Origin of the sequence: Candidatus Njordibacter sp. Uisw_002 (genome assembly GCF_047730155.1) — a bacterium.
Taxonomy (GTDB): domain Bacteria; phylum Pseudomonadota; class Gammaproteobacteria; order Pseudomonadales; family Balneatricaceae; genus Njordibacter.
In genome coordinates this window covers 2,204,492-2,222,397 of record NZ_CP159832.1, presented here as the reverse complement: position 1 = coordinate 2,222,397, position 17,906 = coordinate 2,204,492, and the positions used below count along the sequence as shown (strand labels likewise).

The 17,906-nt window shown below is 43.7% G+C and carries 16 protein-coding genes and 2 tRNA genes; all 18 read left to right on the top strand.

What is annotated here, in order from left to right; all coding sequences use genetic code 11:
• Nucleotides 1-5 precede the first annotated feature (5 nt).
• The 18 genes from secG to pnp all read left to right on the top strand — a co-directional run bounded on the left by secG (nucleotide 6) and on the right by pnp (nucleotide 17,852).
• On the top strand, nucleotides 6-353 hold the full coding sequence (gene secG, locus ABXT42_RS10660; protein WP_443628121.1) for a preprotein translocase subunit SecG: 348 nt from the start codon (nucleotides 6-8) through the stop codon (nucleotides 351-353).
• 8 nt (nucleotides 354-361) lie between these two features.
• A tRNA-Leu gene (locus ABXT42_RS10655) sits at nucleotides 362-447 on the top strand.
• A 1,198-nt stretch (nucleotides 448-1,645) separates the two neighbouring features.
• Nucleotides 1,646-2,284, top strand: a complete 639-nt coding sequence (locus ABXT42_RS10650; protein ID WP_443628120.1) for a bacteriorhodopsin — start codon at nucleotides 1,646-1,648, stop codon at nucleotides 2,282-2,284.
• A 95-nt stretch (nucleotides 2,285-2,379) separates the two neighbouring features.
• A complete protein-coding gene (locus tag ABXT42_RS10645; protein WP_443628119.1) occupies nucleotides 2,380-3,342 on the top strand; it encodes a polyprenyl synthetase family protein in 963 nt (320 codons plus the stop codon).
• Nucleotides 3,339-4,838 carry a phytoene desaturase family protein gene (crtI, locus tag ABXT42_RS10640; RefSeq protein WP_443628118.1) on the top strand — a complete coding sequence of 500 codons (1,500 nt, stop codon included), beginning with the start codon at nucleotides 3,339-3,341 and terminating at the stop codon, nucleotides 4,836-4,838. The genes ABXT42_RS10645 and crtI overlap by 4 nt, the downstream gene beginning before the upstream one ends.
• Before the next feature lie 3 nt (nucleotides 4,839-4,841).
• On the top strand, nucleotides 4,842-5,756 hold the full coding sequence (locus ABXT42_RS10635; RefSeq protein ID WP_443628117.1) for a phytoene/squalene synthase family protein: 915 nt from the start codon (nucleotides 4,842-4,844) through the stop codon (nucleotides 5,754-5,756).
• Complete coding sequence (locus ABXT42_RS10630) at nucleotides 5,740-6,861, top strand: lycopene cyclase family protein (protein WP_443628116.1); 1,122 nt, start codon at nucleotides 5,740-5,742, stop codon at nucleotides 6,859-6,861. The genes ABXT42_RS10635 and ABXT42_RS10630 overlap by 17 nt, the downstream gene beginning before the upstream one ends.
• Nucleotides 6,854-7,669, top strand: a complete 816-nt coding sequence (locus ABXT42_RS10625; protein WP_443628115.1) for a Brp/Blh family beta-carotene 15,15'-dioxygenase — start codon at nucleotides 6,854-6,856, stop codon at nucleotides 7,667-7,669. Before ABXT42_RS10630 ends, ABXT42_RS10625 begins: the two co-directional genes overlap by 8 nt.
• Before the next feature lie 367 nt (nucleotides 7,670-8,036).
• Complete coding sequence (locus tag ABXT42_RS10620) at nucleotides 8,037-8,336, top strand: DUF1330 domain-containing protein (RefSeq protein WP_443628114.1); 300 nt, start codon at nucleotides 8,037-8,039, stop codon at nucleotides 8,334-8,336.
• A 65-nt stretch (nucleotides 8,337-8,401) separates the two neighbouring features.
• Nucleotides 8,402-8,845 (top strand): VOC family protein, encoded by a 444-nt coding sequence (locus tag ABXT42_RS10615; protein WP_443628113.1) that lies wholly within the window; start codon nucleotides 8,402-8,404, stop codon nucleotides 8,843-8,845.
• An 89-nt stretch (nucleotides 8,846-8,934) separates the two neighbouring features.
• Nucleotides 8,935-9,011, top strand: a tRNA-Met gene (locus ABXT42_RS10610).
• A gap of 155 nt (nucleotides 9,012-9,166) precedes the next feature.
• Nucleotides 9,167-9,622 (top strand): ribosome maturation factor RimP, encoded by a 456-nt coding sequence (gene rimP / locus ABXT42_RS10605; protein ID WP_443628112.1) that lies wholly within the window; start codon nucleotides 9,167-9,169, stop codon nucleotides 9,620-9,622.
• Between the two features lie 38 nt (nucleotides 9,623-9,660).
• Nucleotides 9,661-11,142 carry a transcription termination factor NusA gene (gene nusA / locus ABXT42_RS10600; RefSeq protein ID WP_443628111.1) on the top strand — a complete coding sequence of 494 codons (1,482 nt, stop codon included), beginning with the start codon at nucleotides 9,661-9,663 and terminating at the stop codon, nucleotides 11,140-11,142.
• A 31-nt stretch (nucleotides 11,143-11,173) separates the two neighbouring features.
• Complete coding sequence (gene infB, locus ABXT42_RS10595) at nucleotides 11,174-13,732, top strand: translation initiation factor IF-2 (RefSeq protein ID WP_443628110.1); 2,559 nt, start codon at nucleotides 11,174-11,176, stop codon at nucleotides 13,730-13,732.
• Nucleotides 13,733-13,741: 9 nt separating this feature from the next.
• Nucleotides 13,742-14,128, top strand: a complete 387-nt coding sequence (rbfA, locus tag ABXT42_RS10590) for a 30S ribosome-binding factor RbfA (RefSeq protein ID WP_443628109.1) — start codon at nucleotides 13,742-13,744, stop codon at nucleotides 14,126-14,128.
• Nucleotides 14,129-14,134: 6 nt separating this feature from the next.
• Nucleotides 14,135-15,112, top strand: a complete 978-nt coding sequence (truB, locus tag ABXT42_RS10585; protein ID WP_443628108.1) for a tRNA pseudouridine(55) synthase TruB — start codon at nucleotides 14,135-14,137, stop codon at nucleotides 15,110-15,112.
• Between the two features lie 105 nt (nucleotides 15,113-15,217).
• Nucleotides 15,218-15,487 (top strand): 30S ribosomal protein S15, encoded by a 270-nt coding sequence (gene rpsO, locus ABXT42_RS10580; RefSeq protein ID WP_443628107.1) that lies wholly within the window; start codon nucleotides 15,218-15,220, stop codon nucleotides 15,485-15,487.
• A 274-nt stretch (nucleotides 15,488-15,761) separates the two neighbouring features.
• On the top strand, nucleotides 15,762-17,852 hold the full coding sequence (pnp, locus tag ABXT42_RS10575; protein ID WP_443628106.1) for a polyribonucleotide nucleotidyltransferase: 2,091 nt from the start codon (nucleotides 15,762-15,764) through the stop codon (nucleotides 17,850-17,852).
• The last annotated feature ends 54 nt before the right edge of the window (nucleotides 17,853-17,906 follow it).

Below are 17,906 nucleotides of genomic sequence, written 5' to 3'. Positions count from 1 at the left end.
ATTTGATGGAAGTTGCAATCTTAGTCGTACATGTATTGTTAGCTGTAGCCTTAATAGGCTTTATAATGATTCAGCAAGGTAAAGGCGCCGATGCAGGTGCTTCTTTTGGTGGCGGTGGTGCTTCCCAAACTGTATTTGGTAGTAGTGGCTCAGGTAACTTTCTGAGTCGTACTACAGCTATTTTAGCAGCTGGTTTATTTGTGACCAGTTTTGCATTGGCTATGTATGCCAAGCAACAAGCTAGCAGTATTTCTGATGTGGGTATCCCCGTTGTTGAGTCAGTAGAGCAAACTCTTCCAGTATTTGAAGAAGTTCTAACGCCTCTAGATAGCGATGTTCCTGTAACGCAGTAAAAAGTAATGCCGACGTGGTGGAATTGGTAGACACGCCACCTTGAGGGGGTGGTGAGCTTTGCTCGTGCCGGTTCAACTCCGGCCGCCGGTACCAACAAAAGTCCTGTGAGGGAGATAAGTTGCTGATTTAGATAAGCTTTTGTTTAATAGACAGGAGCAGTAGTCATGACAGTAACACAATATCCTTCGTATACTTACACCACGTTAGGTGTATGTTATTACTCTAAGTAAGTTTTTAGAGACCTTGTACATCACTATATTACAGGCAAAGTAGTGATTTTTACGCACAGATTCTGTCATCAAGGCTTTTTGTGTGTGCTGGTAGGTAATATCTAAGTTTAGTGGTTATTAGTTAAAGCGCCGTCTTTAATTTGCTGCCTTAGAAATATGAATTTTGGTAAGGCGATATCCCACCTTGGTTGAATTACCTAAAGGTTTTATCGGACTCTACCTATGTAAATAAATCGTAAATAAACAATATTTATTTTGTAAAAAAACGTATATTTTTTGTAAGCAAATTCGTAAAGCTGTTAAAAAATAAACTAATAAAGCCAAAAATAAATTCTAAATAATATTTTAAGTAGACCCTTTTCAAGATAGGTTTAGAAAGCTGTTTTATTCAATAAGATATGGTGCCATTGTTGTTAGGCTTAACTTCTTATATAAAGCTAATCAATCGTTGGTGGCCTATTTTAAAAAATGGATTTTTGGGCTGCGCTAGAACGAAGTTATTCTATTTAAGTCTTAAGATCATTTTTTTTATGCCCTATAAAGGGCCCTTGAGTACACTGAAATCAGGGTTTTGATCAAAAAATATAATATTAGAAGAACACACAGTCTAGATTTTAAAGCAGGTCATAAAATCAATTTATCTAACATTCATTCTCAGTAAAACATCCAATTTAATGTATCTAAGTAGTTAGGTCATAATCAAAGCCCAAGCACGTTAGATTCTACCAATAATAAAGTGTAGTCAAAAAATACTAAAAATTTAGTGCTGAATAATCCCCATTATCGGTGACATTTTTTGTCAGGATTAAGATTGATCAATTTTAATCAAGGTTTAGTTTAATACTAAAGTCTTAGTTTGCAGTGCTATTCAAATAAGGATAAATTAATTTACCCGTAACCTCTTAGTTGAAAACTTTGGGTGAGTTGTGGGCCAGTCCGAACGCTTGACCTTTGGCTGAGCATTCAGACATTAATAATAACGTTATAAAAATTAGGGGTTACAAATGACTTATAACTTATCCTCCGCCGATCCGGTTGGGATGTCTTTTTGGTTAATTTCCATGGCGCTTGTTGCGGCTACAGCTTTTTTCTTTATAGAGCGTGATCGTGTTGATGGAAAGTGGAAGACATCGTTGACAGTGTCAGGCTTAGTTACGTTGATTGCTGCAGTTCACTACTTCTACATGCGTGACGTGTGGGTAGCTACTGGAACTTCTCCAACAGAATTACGATATATTGACTGGCTATTGACTGTGCCACTGTTAATGGTTGAATTCTACTTAGTTCTTGGTGCAGTAACTAAAGTACCGACTCGAGTATTTTGGAAGTTGCTACTTGGTTCTGTTGCTATGTTGGTCTTCGGCTTTGCCGGTGAAACAGGCTTAATGGGCGTTACTTTAGCCTTCATTCTAGCAATGGCTGGTTGGGCATTCATTGTTTGGGAGATTTTCAAGGGCGAAGCTAGTCAGATTAATGCTGGTCTTTCAAATGCCAACGTTCAGAAGGCTTATAAGTGGATGCTAATTTGTGTAACTATTGGTTGGTCTATTTACCCAATTGGTTACTTCTTCGGTTACATGGGCGGCGGTGCTGATTCAGCAACACTGAACATTGTTTATAACCTAGCTGACTTTATAAACAAGATCGGATTTGGTGTGATTATCTGGGCTGCTGCAGTAGCAGATTCAGACTCAAAGTAAATCAATCTGTTTAAGCTGTAGGAAGAGCCAGCGGTGCTGGCTCTTCCTTTTTAACCTAATAAAATAGCAATTAAACAGCGATAAGGGTACCAGTTATGCCCCGTACACACCTTACCCATAAAAAGACTTTGCTCACAGAACTAAACCTTCTGTACAAGCGTGAAATGCCGCAAGGTCAAAGTAGCTTGGCAGCCGCTGCCGAGTATCACTTCAAAAATCCAGGGAAAGCGTTTAGAGCTCAATTTGCTTTAGCCAGTGGTTCTGCCCTAGGTTTAAATATTTTAGATAATTTACATTGGGCAGCTGCATGTGAGCTGTTGCACAACGCTTCCCTTATTCATGATGATATCAGCGATGCCAGTATTCATAGGCGTGGTCAAGAAAGTATTCACCAACATTTTGGATCTGATATGGCCCTATGCTTGGGTGACTGGATGGTTGCCAAGGCCTTTGAACTAGGAGCTAGAAATGCCCAACATAGTGGTGTTTTAGTGGCCTTATTAGCTCAGGCAATGCAGGAAACTTGTAGTGGTCAAATTTCAGATATTACTCAGCGTCAATGTTCGGACATAGAGCAATGGCAGCGAATTGCCAAAAGTAAGACTGCTCCACTTCTGGTGGCTCCAATCAAAGGTGCAGCAATAGCCGCTGGTATGGGTCCCAAAATAATAGGGCTGGACCAGCTGATAGGCTTATGTGGCCTAGCATATCAAGGCTGTAATGATATCGATGACATTATTCCATCAAGCCATCGTTCAAGTGACCTTGATGGGCGAAAGCCTAACTTAGTGATTAGCCTATTCGCCAAGACTGAAGTGGGGCGAGAAGATTTTTTGCAGTGGTATCACACCGATGATAATAATCAATTAGGCCATTGGCAGCGTCGTATCGCTTCTAGTGGTGCCATTTTACAAGCCAGCGAGTTAGTAGATTGTTGGCTCCTAGAAGCAGAGCATCTAGTGACCCTGCTTCCCACTCAATTGCGCACTGTGGCCCAAAGCTTAGTCGCTAATGTGAAGCAGAAAACGCACATAAAAAATCAAGGGCAGATCGCTTGACAGTAAAAAAAATTGGACTAGGTAAAAAGGCGGTCATTGTTGGCGGAGGTTTTGCAGGCATAGCAACTGCGTTAAGGCTTAAAGCCTTGGGGTATGACACCACATTAATGGAGCGTTTAGGCAGCCTTGGGGGTCGTGCACAGGTGTTTGAGCGTGGGGGTTATCGTCATGATGCAGGCCCTACTGTGATTACCGCGCCATTTTTGTTTGATGAACTATTTGAGCTGTTCGACGAAACACTCAGCGATCATCTGGATTTTGTGCCGTTGGATCCTTTTTATCGTTTTCACTTTGCTGATGGCAGTCAATTTGATTATCGTGCCAGTATAGAAGACACCTTAGCTGAGATTAGACGTTTTAATCCCGATGATGCAGATGGTTATTTGAAGCTACTTGATAAGTCTAAAAAAGTTTATGATGTTGGCTTTAAGCAGCTTGCCCACAGGCCTTTCACGCGTATCTGGGATATGGCCAAACAGGTGCCAGCCCTATTGATCCTCAAATGTTATAAAACGGTTTCACAGATGGTTAATAGCCATCTTAAACACCCCCTTATTCGCCAAGCTTTTTCGATTCACCCTTTGTTGGTGGGTGGTAATCCCTTTAAAACTACCGCTATTTACACACTCATCCATTATCTTGAAAGGCGTTGGGGAGTATTTTTCTGCATGGGAGGTACTGGCAAACTGGTGGAAGAGTTGGCGGCACTTATGGACCGCCATGGTATCAATATTGAACTCAATGCTGATGTGGACGAAATTATTGTGGATAACAATCAAGCTACTGGAGTGCGCTTAAGTAATGGCAAAATAGTTGGTGCTGATATTGTGGTGTTTGGAGGTGATCCTGAAACCTGTTATCAGCATTTGTTGCCTAAGAAGAAGTCACGACTTCCCAAGGTAAAAAAGCACTATAGTATGGGCCTCTACGTACTCTATTTTGGTACTAAAAAGTTATACCCAGACATCGCCCATCATAGTATTTGGATGGGGCCTAGATTTAAAGAGTTACTGGCAGAAATTTTTGACGCCAAGCACATGAGCGAAGACTTTTCACTTTATGTTCATCGGCCTACAGCTACAGATAAGAGTTTTGCACCTCCTGGATGTGAGTCCTTTTATGTGCTTTGCCCAGTTCCAAACTTACAGGGCAAGGTTAATTGGGAGACTGAAGCTGAGGTGCTGCGAGATCGCATAGTCAATGCACTAGAGGCGACTATATTGCCAGACTTGTCTTCTGTGATCGAAGAAGTCTTTTGGATGACCCCAGAAGATTTTGAAAAGGACTACCGTTCCATGCACGGTGCTGGTTTCTCTATAGAGCCAAGACTTACCCAATCTGCTTGGTTTCGCTTTCATAATCGCGATCAAGCACTAAATAATCTTTACTTTGTTGGAGCTGGTACCCATCCAGGGGCTGGATTACCAGGAGTTATTAGCTCTGCTAAAGTGGTTGAAGAATTACTTACTGGGGTTGAAGTAGGTTCAGGTGGTTAAGCTATGACCTCTTTATCACCTAATCGTGACAATTTGATGCAGCCCCAACAGGTATTAGCCCACCATGGTAAATCATTTTACTGGGCGAGTAAGTTTTTGGGTGCTGAGCTAGCTGATCGAGCTGCTAGTTTGTATTTGTTTTGTCGCTTTGTAGATGATTTAGCAGATGGTGACCTGCCTGATCGGCAGGAATCATTGAAAGATATTCGCGAGCGCTTAGAGGGAAAAGATATAGCTGCTGGGCTAGAAGTTGAGGCTTTTATTAACCTAGCTAACGACCATAATATACCGCTTAGTGCGGCCATAGAGCTGCTTGACGGCATGTTAAGCGATCAAAAACCTACGGCGCTAGCTAATGAAGCCGAGCTGTTAAGATATTGTCATGCAGTTGCAGGTACCGTGGGTCTGATGATGTGTCGAGTGTTAAATTGCGATGAGCCCCGCGCTGATAGCTTTGCGATTGACCTAGGTATTGCCATGCAACTCACTAATATTTCCCGTGATGTGCTTGAAGACGCCAAGATGAATCGACGTTACTTACCGGCAAGCTGGGTCAATATTCCTCCAGAACAGATTGCTGATGCTGATGTGGCTTGCCAGCAACAAGTGGCGCAAGCCATCACTGCGTTGCTAGATTTGTCAGAGCATTATTATGCCAGTGCACAGCTTGGCATACGTCTATTGCCGTTTCGATCAAGGCTATCTATCGCTATTGCGTTGCGCGTATATCGACAGATAGGTTGGGTACTCAAGCGGCGTAAAATGGTATGGTGGAATGGTCGAGTCATTGTCAAAGGTAGTGAAAAACTATGGCTTAGCTTTCGCAGTATAGCGGACCTGTGGCCCAAAAAAGTGCCACCACACCATGCCCAACTGCACCAACATTTAAAGGGGTTAGCCGGTGTCCAGCCCAGATGAAATTATTGATATAGACATTGCCATCATTGGTGGAGGCAGTGCTGGTATGGCTTTGGCAACCAAAATTGATGGTGTATCAACGAAAATATTCGAACCCAAAACTGTCGCTGAACGTGATTGCAGCTGGGCCCTTTGGGCACATCCATCCCAGCTAAACGAGCTAAGGCCTGCAATACGAGGTAGTTGGGATCAATGGCGGTTAATAGATTATGACAGTGAAGTTTTTCACCATAGTCATGCCTATCGTTATACGAGTCTCAGCGCAGCAAAGTACTTACAGCACTGTGAAACCATGCTCAAAAAGCCAGACATGATGGTAAGGGCCTCGGTTAAGAATATCTTCTTTGAGGGAGGTGGTGCACGATTTAGCGCCAATGGACAAAACTACTGTGCCCAAACCATTTATGATAGTAGGCCACCGGTCTCTAAATCTGATAGCTTGCGCCAGCATTTTATGGGGTGGGAGGTTATGCTCAAAGAACCCATAGACGATGCTAGCGTAGTCACTTTAATGGATTTTCGTGTAGATCAGTCTAGAGGGCTACACTTTATCTATGTCCTCCCTTATTCAGATCGACACTTATTGATTGAATCAACCATGATATCAGCTCAGTTAGAAGATAAAGACTGGTATCGTGATGCTATCAAAAAATGGCTTACTGATCGCAAGCTTGAGGTTGAATCTCAGTTAAGTGAAGAATATGGTGTTATTCCTATGGATACTGTTGAACCACAAAATTCCAAGGTTAATAATATTGGCGCTGCGGGTGGGGCAGTAAGATTGTCTTCTGGTTATGCCTTTAGTACGATTCAAGCGCAGATGAGTTTACTAGCAGCTTCTATAACTCAAGGTGATCGGGAAGTTGAAAGGCCCTTCTCTAAAGGTTTGATGTTTTTGGATAAGGTATTTAATCGTGCACTGAGTGCCCAAGTCGATCAAGGTGTAAGCTTGTTTATGGCTACTGCGAAAGCCCTTAATGCCGATCAATTCTCCCAGTTTATGTTAGGCAAGGCAGGCCTAGTGGCATGGGCTAGAGTAATATTAGCAATGCCTAAGTGGGCGTTTATCAAATCAGCTTTAAGGCAATTATTTAGTCATGACTAGTTGGGATCTAGCCGCTATTGGAGCAATAATATTTATTGGTGTGCCACATGGGGGTCTGGATGGTGCAGTAGCGCGCAGGATTGGCTGGCCTAACGGCATGATGGCGTGGATTGGGTTTAATCTTAGCTATGTTTTTCTGGCAGCTTTGGTGGCTTGGGCCTGGTTACAATGGCCATTATTGGGTTTGTCAGGTTTCCTCATCATCTCAGCATTACACTTTGGCGCCAGTGATATCGCCAATACTAGACCATCAATCATGGAGAAGTCTTTCTTACGGTGGCTACCACTGATATCCCACGGTGGTTTGGTATCTATTGCCATTCCTAACTTTCAGGCCTCGTCAGTGCAGTCATTGTTTACTCTTTTGGTAGGCAATACGGGTGCGGCTATGCTTATCAATACCTTATCTTTATTCTTGTTACCTTGGCTACTGTGTGTGACCGCTTATTTAGGTTATGCTTTTATATATCCAGTATGGCGCAAACCACTGCTGAGTCTCGTCTTACTGTTAATACTAGCTTGGTGGTTGCCACCGCTGATCAGTTTTGCTGTGTATTTTTGTTTGTACCACAGTCGCAATCACTTATTGCGTGTATGGTTTAGTATTAATAAAAAAAGAGAGCGCCGAAGAAGTTTTATTGAAGCTATGGTCTATAGTGTATTAGCTTGGGCTAGCGTCTTGGTATTCCTTTTCATTGTTCCAAACACCCTCACTACAGCCCTAGTGCAAATAACATTTATCGGCCTTGCGGCACTAACGGTGCCTCATATGTTGCTGGTTGACCTAGCTAATAAGCTCAATAAATGACTTTAAGTTACATATACAAAGTGCAAAACTTCTAATAGATTGGCTACATTGGCGGCTAAAAATTAGCTTTTGCACAGCCAAGGCGAATTAAGACTTAGCCCTTATAGTAATTTAGACCCGCTTTACCCTCTAGGCTTGCAAATAAATTAGTTAGGATTGAGAATGTAGTTACATATATAAGACTGCGGTTGCTTTTTATTTGTAATTTGTAATTTGTGTTAATGTGGCTTAAAGCGGATGAGTAATCAAGGCGCTTTAAGCTGCGTGGTAAGAGGGCTAGCGGGCGCTTCACCAAGCATATTTATCTGCGCAATAGTGATCGCGTAACACAATATAATAATCCGCTGTTTAAAAAGGAGGTGTTAATATGCCTAAAGGCTATCTCATTGGGTTTGTTAAAGTCACTAATGGGCAAGAATTTAAGGCCCGCTATAGTTCAAAAGTCGTTGGCGTCTTTGAAAAGTATGAGGGTAAGTTTCTCGTTCAAACTAGTGTTGCAAGCCATCACGAGGGTCGTGACTTTGACCGCCATGTTGTTGTTGAATTTCCAAGTTTAGAAAAAGCAGTATTAGCTGTAGATAGTAAAGAGTATCAAGAGATCAAATGCCATAGAATAAGTAATAGTGACATAGACTATGGATCATTTATGCTAGTGTCAGGCGTTTAATTATTGCGCCTTTTGAGTAGGCTTATGCTGCGCTGGGTTAATACATAAAAAATAGTGGGGTAGGTGTGCGTTATTTACATACGATGATAAGAGTAAAAGATTTAACTGCTTCGTTAGATTTTTGGTGTAACCAGTTGGGTTTGGTTGAAGTGAAGCGTTCAGAGCATGAGTCTGGACGATTCACTTTAGTATTTTTGGCAGGTGCTATTGATGAAGCTCATTCGCGTGAGACGCAGGCGCCTTTGCTAGAGCTTACGTACAACTGGGACGAGAGTGAAACCTTGAGTACAGGTAGAAGCTGGGGACACTTAGCGTATGAGGTGGATGATATATACCAACTTTGCCAAGCATTGATGGATGAAGGAACTGTGATCAATCGTCCGCCTCGCGATGGCCATATGGCATTTGTAAAATCACCTGACGGTGTTTCCATTGAATTATTGCAGGCTGGTAATGCTTTAGAGCCTATGGAGCCATGGATCTCAATGGCTAATACTGGCGTTTGGTGAGCCTGAATAATAAATGCAGCTTTTTACTAGTTAATTGCAATAAGTGTTTGACGTGCAAGGAATAATTGGATATTATATGCGCACTTTGATGCGGGGTGGAGCAGTCTGGTAGCTCGTCGGGCTCATAACCCGAAGGTCGTAGGTTCAAATCCTGCCCCCGCTACCATTTTTAGGTAAGTGTTTTTACACTTACCTTTGACGGAAGTCATAAAGGAGTAATTCAGGGGTTCATGTCGTGACGCGTTTGTCACCTTGAGACTGAATACATATAGTCAACAAAAAGCCCCTCTTTTGGGGCTTTTTGCGTTTTGGGATATTAAAATGGCAGGTGCAGCAGCACAAATTGAAGCATTAGTAGCGCCAGCAGTGGTTGCTTGTGGGTGTGAGCTTTGGGGTATTGAGTATATATCACAAGGCCGTCATACCACTTTGCGAGTTTATATAGACCATGCCAAAGGCATCGGTGTGGAGCAGTGTGCTGACGTGAGTCGTCAAGTGGCTGCTGTAATGGATGTAGAAGATCCTATAACGGGTGAGTACACACTTGAGGTGTCATCGCCCGGGTTGGATCGTCCTTTGTTTAGCTTGGAGCAATACCAGGCTAGCATTGGTGAGAAACTAACGTTGAAATTGCGTTTGGCTTTTGATGGCCGTCGCCGTTTTACTGGTTTGCTCAGCGGCATCGAAGGAGATGACGTACTATTGCAAGTTGATGATGAAGAGTATTTGCTGCCTTTTGACAGCATTGAAAAAGCCAATATTGTACCGCGCTTTTAAGCTCGGTTTTATAAGTCCAAATTAAGTGAGAGCTTGAAATGAATAAAGAAATTCTGTTAGTGGCAGAAGCGGTTTCAAATGAAAAGGACGTGCCAAAAGACGTCATCTTTGAAGCTATCGAACTAGCCTTAGCCACAGCTACACGTAAAAATATCAATGAAGAGTGCGACATTCGTGTCACCATTGATCGTAAAACGGGTGCAGCTACCACGACGCGTTGTTGGACTGTGGTCACTGATGAAGTGTTCACCAATCCAGAAGCTGAGGTTATCCTTGAGGATGCTCAAGTGACTAGTCCTGACCTTGAGCTAGGTGATGTTGTTGAAGAAGAGTTGCCAACTGAAGCCTTTGGCCGTATAGCTGCACAAACGGCGAAGCAGGTCATTGTCCAAAAAGTTCGTGAAGCCGAGCGTGCTAAAGTGGTTGAGTTATACCGTGGACGTATTGGTGAAATCATCAGTGGCAGTGTTAAGAAAGTGACGCGTGACAATGTAATCGTAGATCTTGGTAATAATGCAGAAGCACTTATGGCTCGAGATCAGCTTATTGGTCGTGAAACATTCCGTATGGGTGATCGCATTAGAGCCTTATTGGCCGAAGTTCGTACTGAAAGTCGAGGTCCTCAGTTGTTCTTAAGCCGCACAGACCCGCAAATGCTGGTTGAGCTGTTTAAGATTGAAGTGCCAGAAATTTCTGAAGAAGTGATTGAAATCCGCGCTGCTGCCCGTGATCCAGGTTCTCGTGCTAAAATCGCTGTTAAAACCAATGATGGTCGTATTGATCCCATTGGCGCGTGTGTGGGTATGCGAGGTTCGCGAGTTCAGGCAGTGACAGGTGAATTAAATAACGAACGTGTTGATATTGTGCTTTGGGATGATAATCCTGCACAATTAGTTATTAATGCTATGGCTCCTGCAGAAGTGAGCTCGATTGTTATGGATGAAGATCGCCACGCAATGGATGTTGCGGTGAGCGACGAAAACTTGGCAATGGCTATTGGCCGAAATGGTCAAAACGTCCGTCTAGCGTCAGAATTAACAGGCTGGACTATTAACGTGATGTCTGAAGAAGATGCTGCGCTCAAGCAACAAGATGAAATAGGCGGTGTGGTACAAACGTTTGTTGATGCCTTAGATATTGATGAAGAGTTTGCGCAAATGTTGGTAGAAGAAGGCTTTGCTAGTCTTGAAGAAATCGCCTACGTGCCGCTTGATGAAATGTTAGCAATAGATGGTTTGGATGAAGATATCGTTGAAGAGCTTCGTACTCGTGCAAAAGATAAGCTACTTAACCAAGCCCTAGCAGCAGAAGAACAGCTAGACAAATCTGAGCCAGCTCAAGATTTGCTAGACATGGAAGGTATGGACACTCACCTTGCATTTGTATTGGCAAGTCGTGGCATTATTACGATGGAAGACTTAGCTGAGCAAGCTGTTGACGAGATTTCAGACATTGAAGGTCTGAGTGACGAAAAAGCAGCAGAATTAATTATGACGGCTCGCGCACCTTGGTTTGTTTAAACCATAGCCCGACCGACAGGAGAAGACAATTATGACAGATCAAACTGTCAACACCCTAGCTGAGAAAGTAGGTGTTCCGGTTGAGCGTTTGCTTAACCAAATGGAAGAAGCAGGCCTAACTCGCCGCAAGGCTACAGATGCTGTATCAGATGAAGAGCGTAAGTCGCTTTTATCGCATTTGCAAAAGTCTCATGGTGGAGAGGGCGATAACTCTGATGGCCCGAAAAAAATCACCTTGCGCCGTAAGACGACCAGTACATTAAAAGTAGCTGGCGCCGCTGGAAAGCGCACGGTTAATGTTGAGGTACGTAAAAAGCGTACCTACGTTAAGTCTGAAGAAGATGATCAGGCGGTTGTTATTGAAGCTGAAAAAGCTGAACTGTTAGCTCGCAAAACAAGTGAAGAAGCTCAAATCAAAGCTGATGCAGATGCTAAATCAGCTGCAGAAGCTCTTGCAAGTGCTGCAGCGAAAAGCGAAACAGAGAATCAAGCGAATAAGATTAAGCTTGATGCTGCGGCAGCTGAAAAATCCCCACCAGCTGTGCCAGTTGCAAAAGCTGCACCAGTAGCACCAGCTAAGGCACCTGCAAGTGCAGAAGCGCCTCGTCAAAAACCGGCTGAAGATACTAAAAAGAAGCCTGCAAATCAAAAGACATTTACTACACCTGATAAGCCTCGTGGCGGAGCCCCTGCTGGTAAAGGCAAAGGTAAAGGGCGTGCATCAGGTGGCCGTGATGATCGTAGTCGTGGCAAGGGTGCCCGTAATAAAGGAAAGCTTGCAGCACCTAAGCGTTCTGGCAATGGCGAGCATGCATTTGAAGTGCCTACTGAAAAGGTCATTTATGAAGTGAATTTGCCTGAATCTATTACTGTGGCAGATTTAGCTCAGCGCATGAAAGTTAAAGCCGCTGAAGTGATTAAGGTTATGTTTAACATGGGTGCTATGGCAACCATCAACCAAGTAATTGACCAAGAGACAGCGACTATTGTTGTTGAAGAAATGGGTCACACTGTTAAATTGGTGATGGATGATGCTATTGAAACTGAAGTAGTAGAAAGCATTAACTACGAAGGTCAAGAGGTTCCTCGTGCTCCAGTTGTGACTGTAATGGGCCACGTTGACCATGGTAAGACCTCCTTGTTGGATTGCATCCGCTCTACTAAGGTTGCATCTGGTGAGTCTGGTGGTATTACTCAGCACATTGGTGCTTACCATGTAGACACAGACAAAGGGATGGTTACTTTCTTGGACACACCAGGACATGCTGCTTTTACAGCGATGCGTGCTCGTGGAGCTAAGGCCACTGACATTGTTATCTTGGTTGTTGCTGCAGACGATGGTGTAATGCCACAAACTGAAGAAGCGGTACAGCATGCTAAAGCCGCTGGCGTACCTTTAATTGTAGCGATCAATAAAATGGACAAAGAAGGCGCCGACGTAGATCGCGTGAAGACTGAATTGTCTAGCCGTGACGTTGTGCCAGAAGATTGGGGTGGTGTGACTCAGTTCATCCCAGTATCGGCTAAAAGTGGCGATGGTATTGATGCTTTGTTAGACGCTGTGTTACTAGAAGCTGAAGTATTGGAACTTACGGCAGTTCCAGAAGCCCCAGCTAAAGGCGTTGTGGTTGAAGCTAGGCTTGATAAAGGTCGTGGTTCTGTAGCGACTATATTAATTCAAAATGGCACCTTGAAAAAAGGTGATATCGTACTAGCTGGACAACAGTTTGGGCGCGTACGTGCGATGCTGGACGAAAATGGCAAGCCTATTACTAGTGCTGGCCCTTCTATTCCAGTAGAGATTTTAGGCTTAGGCGGTACTCCTGATTCAGGAGAGGACTTTGCTGTAGTTGCAGATGAAAAGAAAGCCCGTGAAGTAGCCCTGTTCCGCCAAGGTAAATATCGCGATGTTAAAATTGCACGTCAACAAGCCTCTAAGCTAGATGCTATGTTTGAAAACATGGGCAAAAACCAAGCCTCTGTATTAAACGTTGTACTTAAAACAGACGTACGTGGTTCTCTAGAAGCGCTAACCAGCTCTTTGATGGATATCGGTACAGAAGAAGTTAAGGTGCAGGTTGTGTCTAGTGGTGTCGGTGGTATTGCTGAGTCTGATGTTAACCTAGCTGTAGCGTCTAACGCTGTGATCTTTGGTTTTAACGTTCGTGCCGATACTCCTGCTAAGGCGCTTATCGAGAAAGAAGGTATTGATCTGCGCTATTACAGCGTAATCTATGACATCATCAACGATGTTAAGGCTGCACTTTCTGGCATGTTGTCACCAGAATTACGCGAGACCATTGTTGGTATCGCAGAGGTTCGTGAAGTCTTCCGTTCGCCTAAATTGGGCCAGATTGCAGGCTGTATGGTGACTGAAGGTACTGTGCATCGTAGCAAGCCTATTCGTGTATTAAGAGATAACGTCGTTATCTACGAAGGTGAGTTGGAATCCTTGCGTCGTCACAAAGATGCTGTTGCGGATGTGCGCAATGGTATTGAGTGTGGTATCGGTGTGAAGAGCTACAACGATGTTCGTGTTGGTGACCAAATCGAAGTCTTCGATACTGTCGAAGTCGAGCGTAGTTTGTAAGGGCTAACCATGGCACAAGAATATAGCCGCACCCAGCGTGTGGCAGACCAAATACAGCGTGAACTAGCATCCTTAATCCAACGTGAGGTGAAAGACCCTCGCGTAGGTATGGCGACAGTGAGTGCTGTAGAAGTATCCCGTGATTTGTCTCATGCTAAAGTGTTTGTCACTATTTTCAATGGTAGCGAAGACGAGCAAGAAATTATAGAGTCAGTAAAAGCGCTTAACAGTGCTTCTGGTTTTTTACGCAGCCAGTTAGGCCAGCGTATGAAGCTACGTATAGTGCCCACTCTACGGTTTCATTATGACGACAGTTTGTCACGTGGTAATTACTTGAGTAACTTGATTGACCAAGCTAGGGCATCTGATCCTGAGCAGGCCACTGATGCTGAATAAGCGCTAGTGGCTCGCCAACCTAAAGGTCGTGAAGTCAGCGGCATTCTTATTTTAGACAAACCCACAGGCATGAGCTCAAATCATGCCTTGCAAAGAGTTAAGCGCATGTTTGGTGCCCGCAAGGCTGGCCACACGGGTGCGCTGGACCCTTTAGCGACGGGATTGTTACCTATTTGCTTAGGCGAAGCTACCAAGTTTAGCCAGTTTTTGCTTGATTCTGATAAACGTTATCAAACTATTGGCCAGCTTGGTGTGCGCACTGACTCAAGCGATGCAGACGGTAAAGTAGTGGAAACTAAAGCGTGTGGCCATGTTACTTTGGCTGACGTAGATGCTCAGTTACCACAATTTCGTGGCCTTATTAGTCAAGTGCCTTCCATGTTTTCAGCGTTAAAACATAAGGGGCAACCTTTATATAAATTGGCTCGAGCTGGAAAAACGGTGGAAGTTAAGCCTAGACAAGTCACCATTCACAATTTGGAACTATTGGATTTTTCTAATGGTCAGGTGCAAATGGATATTACCTGCACCAAAGGCACTTACATTCGCAGTATTGTGGAAGATCTAGGATTGGCATTAGAGTGTGGTGCTCATGTAGCACAGCTAAGGCGCTTGCAGGCGGGGCCTTTTGTCGCTGAGCAAATGGTGACCTTAGAAGACTTGCAAGCTATTATTGATGAGGCGACTAAGGGTCAGGTGGTTGAAGAAGGCAAGTGGCCAGACATTACTCCTGCCTTTGAAACCCTAGATAAGTTATTAATGCCTGCAGATACTGCCGTTTTGACATTAAATGCTGTACAATTAGCACCCCATGAAATAGAGGCGTTGCAGCAAGGTAAGGTTGTAGACCATGCCACTGACTATGCTGTATTTGATGTGGTGCGAGTGTATAGCTCGCATGCTACTGAAGTGAATGCCTTTATTGGCTTAGCTGAGGTACAACCTGAAGGTCGCTTAAAAGCTAAACGCTTGATGAGCACTTAGACTTTCATTTACGTTGCGCTGTAAATATGCACGGTGTAAACACTAACGAACCCCTAGTCATTCTAAGGAGTGGCCAGAGGGCATATTAATTATTGGAGAATTACCATGGCATTAACTGCTGTTGAAAAAGCTGCTGTAGTAGCTGATTACCAAACTGCTGAAGGCGATACAGGTTCACCAGAAGTTCAAGTTGCATTGCTAACTGCGAACATTTTGGCGCTTCAAAGTCACTTCAAAGAACATAACCATGATCACCATTCACGTCGTGGTTTGATCCGCATGGTTAACCAGCGTCGTAAGCTATTAGACTACCTTAATCGTAAAGACGCTTCGCGTTATACTACGTTGATTGGTCGTTTAGGCCTACGCCGCTAAAGTCAATTTAAGGCCACTGGATTTAGATAATCTAGTGAGTTTTAAATTTGACACAAATGCCACACGTTGCATTTGCAGATGTGGTAAATAGAGGCTAGGTGACCAATCGGTTACTTGGCCTTTATTGTATTAGCTGTAAACAAAAAGAGAGGATCGGCCCGTACTCTTATTGGCTTGGTATCAAGGCTGAAATTCAGCTATATCGAGTTAATAAGTGTACTGGTGGATTAGATCGCTCAATTGATTGCAGAATCATTATTTTATGGAGATATATATGTCTATCATTACCAAAACATTTCAATACGGTGAACAAACTGTAACTCTAGAAACTGGCCGTATCGCACGTCAAGCTTCTGGTGCTGTACTTGTTACTATCGATGACGCAATCCAAGTATTGGTTGCTGTTGTAGGTGCTAAAACTGCTAAGCCTGATCAAGGTTTCTTTCCTTTATCTGTGCATTACCAAGAAAAAACTTATGCTGTAGGTAAGATTCCTGGTGGTTTCTTTAAGCGTGAAGCTCGTCCTTCTGAAAAAGAGACGCTCACTAGCCGTTTGATTGACCGTCCAATTCGTCCATTGTTCCCTAAAGGGTTCATGAACGAAGTGCAGGTTATCTGTACTGTTGTTTCTGCTGATAAGCAAAACGATACAGATATTGCAGCTTTGATCGGTACTTCTGCTGCGTTAGCCATCTCAGGCATTCCTTTTGCTGGGCCCATTGGTGCTGCACGTGTTTCATACTCTGATGAAGCTGGATACCAGCTTAACCCAAGCTTTGAAGCGCAAGCTACATCTGATCTAGACATGGTTGTTGCAGGTACTGCTGATGCTGTATTGATGGTTGAATCAGAAGCTAAAGAGCTAAGTGAAGATGTGATGTTAGGTGCTGTTCTTTTTGCTCATGATGAAATGCAAGCTGTGGTTAAGGCCGTAGCTGAATTTGCTTCACAAGCGGCTAAACCTACTTGGGATTGGGTTGCGGATGAAGAAAATGCTGAGCTTAAAGCTGCTGTTACAGCTGAAGTTGGCGAGGCAGTGGGTGAAGCTTACCAAATTAGCGATAAAATGGATCGTTACACACGTTTAGGTGAAGTTAAGGCACAAGCTGTTGCTGCGTTATGTAGTGATGACGAAGCTGCACCATCTAAATCTGACGTGTTAGCTATGGTAAGTAAGCTGGAAAAGCACACTGTACGTTCACGTGTAGTGGCAGGCGAGCCACGCATCGACGGGCGTGATAATAAAACTGTTCGTGGTATCAATGTAGAGATTGGCACTTTGGCTAAAGCGCACGGTTCATCATTGTTTACTCGTGGCGAGACTCAATCTATTGTTGTAGCCACTCTTGGCACTAGTCGTGATCAACAGATCATCGATGCCTTGGAAGGTTCACGTAAAGATCCGTTTATGCTTCACTACAACTTCCCTAGCTATTCTGTAGGTGAAACAGGACGCTTTATGGGTCCTGGTCGCCGTGAAATTGGACATGGTCGCTTAGCTCGTCGTGGCATTCAAGCGATGTTGCCAAGCCAAGAAGAATTTCCATATACCATCCGTGTAGTTTCAGAAATTACCGAATCTAACGGTTCAAGCTCAATGGCTTCTGTGTGTGGTGCTTCTCTAGCGCTAATGGATGCTGGTGTGCCAATTAAGGCACCTGTTGCCGGTATTGCTATGGGTCTTATTAAAGAAGACGAAGGCTTCGCTGTATTGACTGACATTCTAGGTGATGAAGATCATTTGGGTGACATGGACTTTAAGGTAGCCGGCTCCGCTGCAGGTATTACAGCGCTGCAAATGGACATTAAAATCCAAGGGATTACTGAAGAAATTATGGAACTTGCTCTTGAGCAAGCACACGAAGCACGTATCCATATTTTAGGTGAAATGAACAAGTTGATCTCAGTACCACGCACTGAACTAAACGATAATGCACCTACCATGAAGACGATCAAGATCGATCAAGATAAGATCCGTGACGTCATTGGTAAAGGTGGAGCAACTATCCGTGGCTTGTGTGAAGAAACTGGCGCCTCAATCGATATTGAAGATGATGGTACAGTGCGCGTTTATGCTGATGATAAAGCAGCTGCAGAATTAGCTGAAGCTAAGATTCTAGAAATCACTGCTGAAGCTGAAGTTGGCGCTATTTACGAAGGTAAGGTTGAGCGCATTGTAGACTTTGGTGCATTCATCAATATCCTTCCTGGTAAAGATGGCTTGTTACATATTTCTCAAATCTCGAGTGAGCGCGTTGAGAAGGTGACTGACTATCTAGAAGAAGGCCAAACAGTGAAGGTTAAAGTGCTAGATGTTGACGCACGTGGCCGCATTAAGCTGTCTATGAAAGATATGGAAGCTTAATCGCCCAAGAGCTGAGCTAAAGAAGCCCAGCTTAAAAGGAAAATTGGCAATCGT

What these genes read in the sequence shown, in the direction of transcription:
- ABXT42_RS10645 (WP_443628119.1), top strand. Translation starts at nt 2,380, where the DNA reads ATGCCCCGTACACACCTTACCCATAAAAAGACTTTGCTCACAGAACTA.
- rpsO (WP_443628107.1), top strand. Translation starts at nt 15,218, where the DNA reads ATGGCATTAACTGCTGTTGAAAAAGCTGCTGTAGTAGCTGATTACCAA.
- ABXT42_RS10635 (WP_443628117.1), top strand. Translation starts at nt 4,842, where the DNA reads ATGACCTCTTTATCACCTAATCGTGACAATTTGATGCAGCCCCAACAG.
- rimP (WP_443628112.1), top strand. Translation starts at nt 9,167, where the DNA reads ATGGCAGGTGCAGCAGCACAAATTGAAGCATTAGTAGCGCCAGCAGTG.
- ABXT42_RS10650 (WP_443628120.1), top strand. Translation starts at nt 1,646, where the DNA reads ATGGCGCTTGTTGCGGCTACAGCTTTTTTCTTTATAGAGCGTGATCGT.
- nusA (WP_443628111.1), top strand. Translation starts at nt 9,661, where the DNA reads ATGAATAAAGAAATTCTGTTAGTGGCAGAAGCGGTTTCAAATGAAAAG.
- pnp (WP_443628106.1), top strand. Translation starts at nt 15,762, where the DNA reads ATGTCTATCATTACCAAAACATTTCAATACGGTGAACAAACTGTAACT.
- ABXT42_RS10625 (WP_443628115.1), top strand. Translation starts at nt 6,854, where the DNA reads ATGACTAGTTGGGATCTAGCCGCTATTGGAGCAATAATATTTATTGGT.
- infB (WP_443628110.1), top strand. Translation starts at nt 11,174, where the DNA reads ATGACAGATCAAACTGTCAACACCCTAGCTGAGAAAGTAGGTGTTCCG.
- secG (WP_443628121.1), top strand. Translation starts at nt 6, where the DNA reads ATGGAAGTTGCAATCTTAGTCGTACATGTATTGTTAGCTGTAGCCTTA.
- ABXT42_RS10620 (WP_443628114.1), top strand. Translation starts at nt 8,037, where the DNA reads ATGCCTAAAGGCTATCTCATTGGGTTTGTTAAAGTCACTAATGGGCAA.
- rbfA (WP_443628109.1), top strand. Translation starts at nt 13,742, where the DNA reads ATGGCACAAGAATATAGCCGCACCCAGCGTGTGGCAGACCAAATACAG.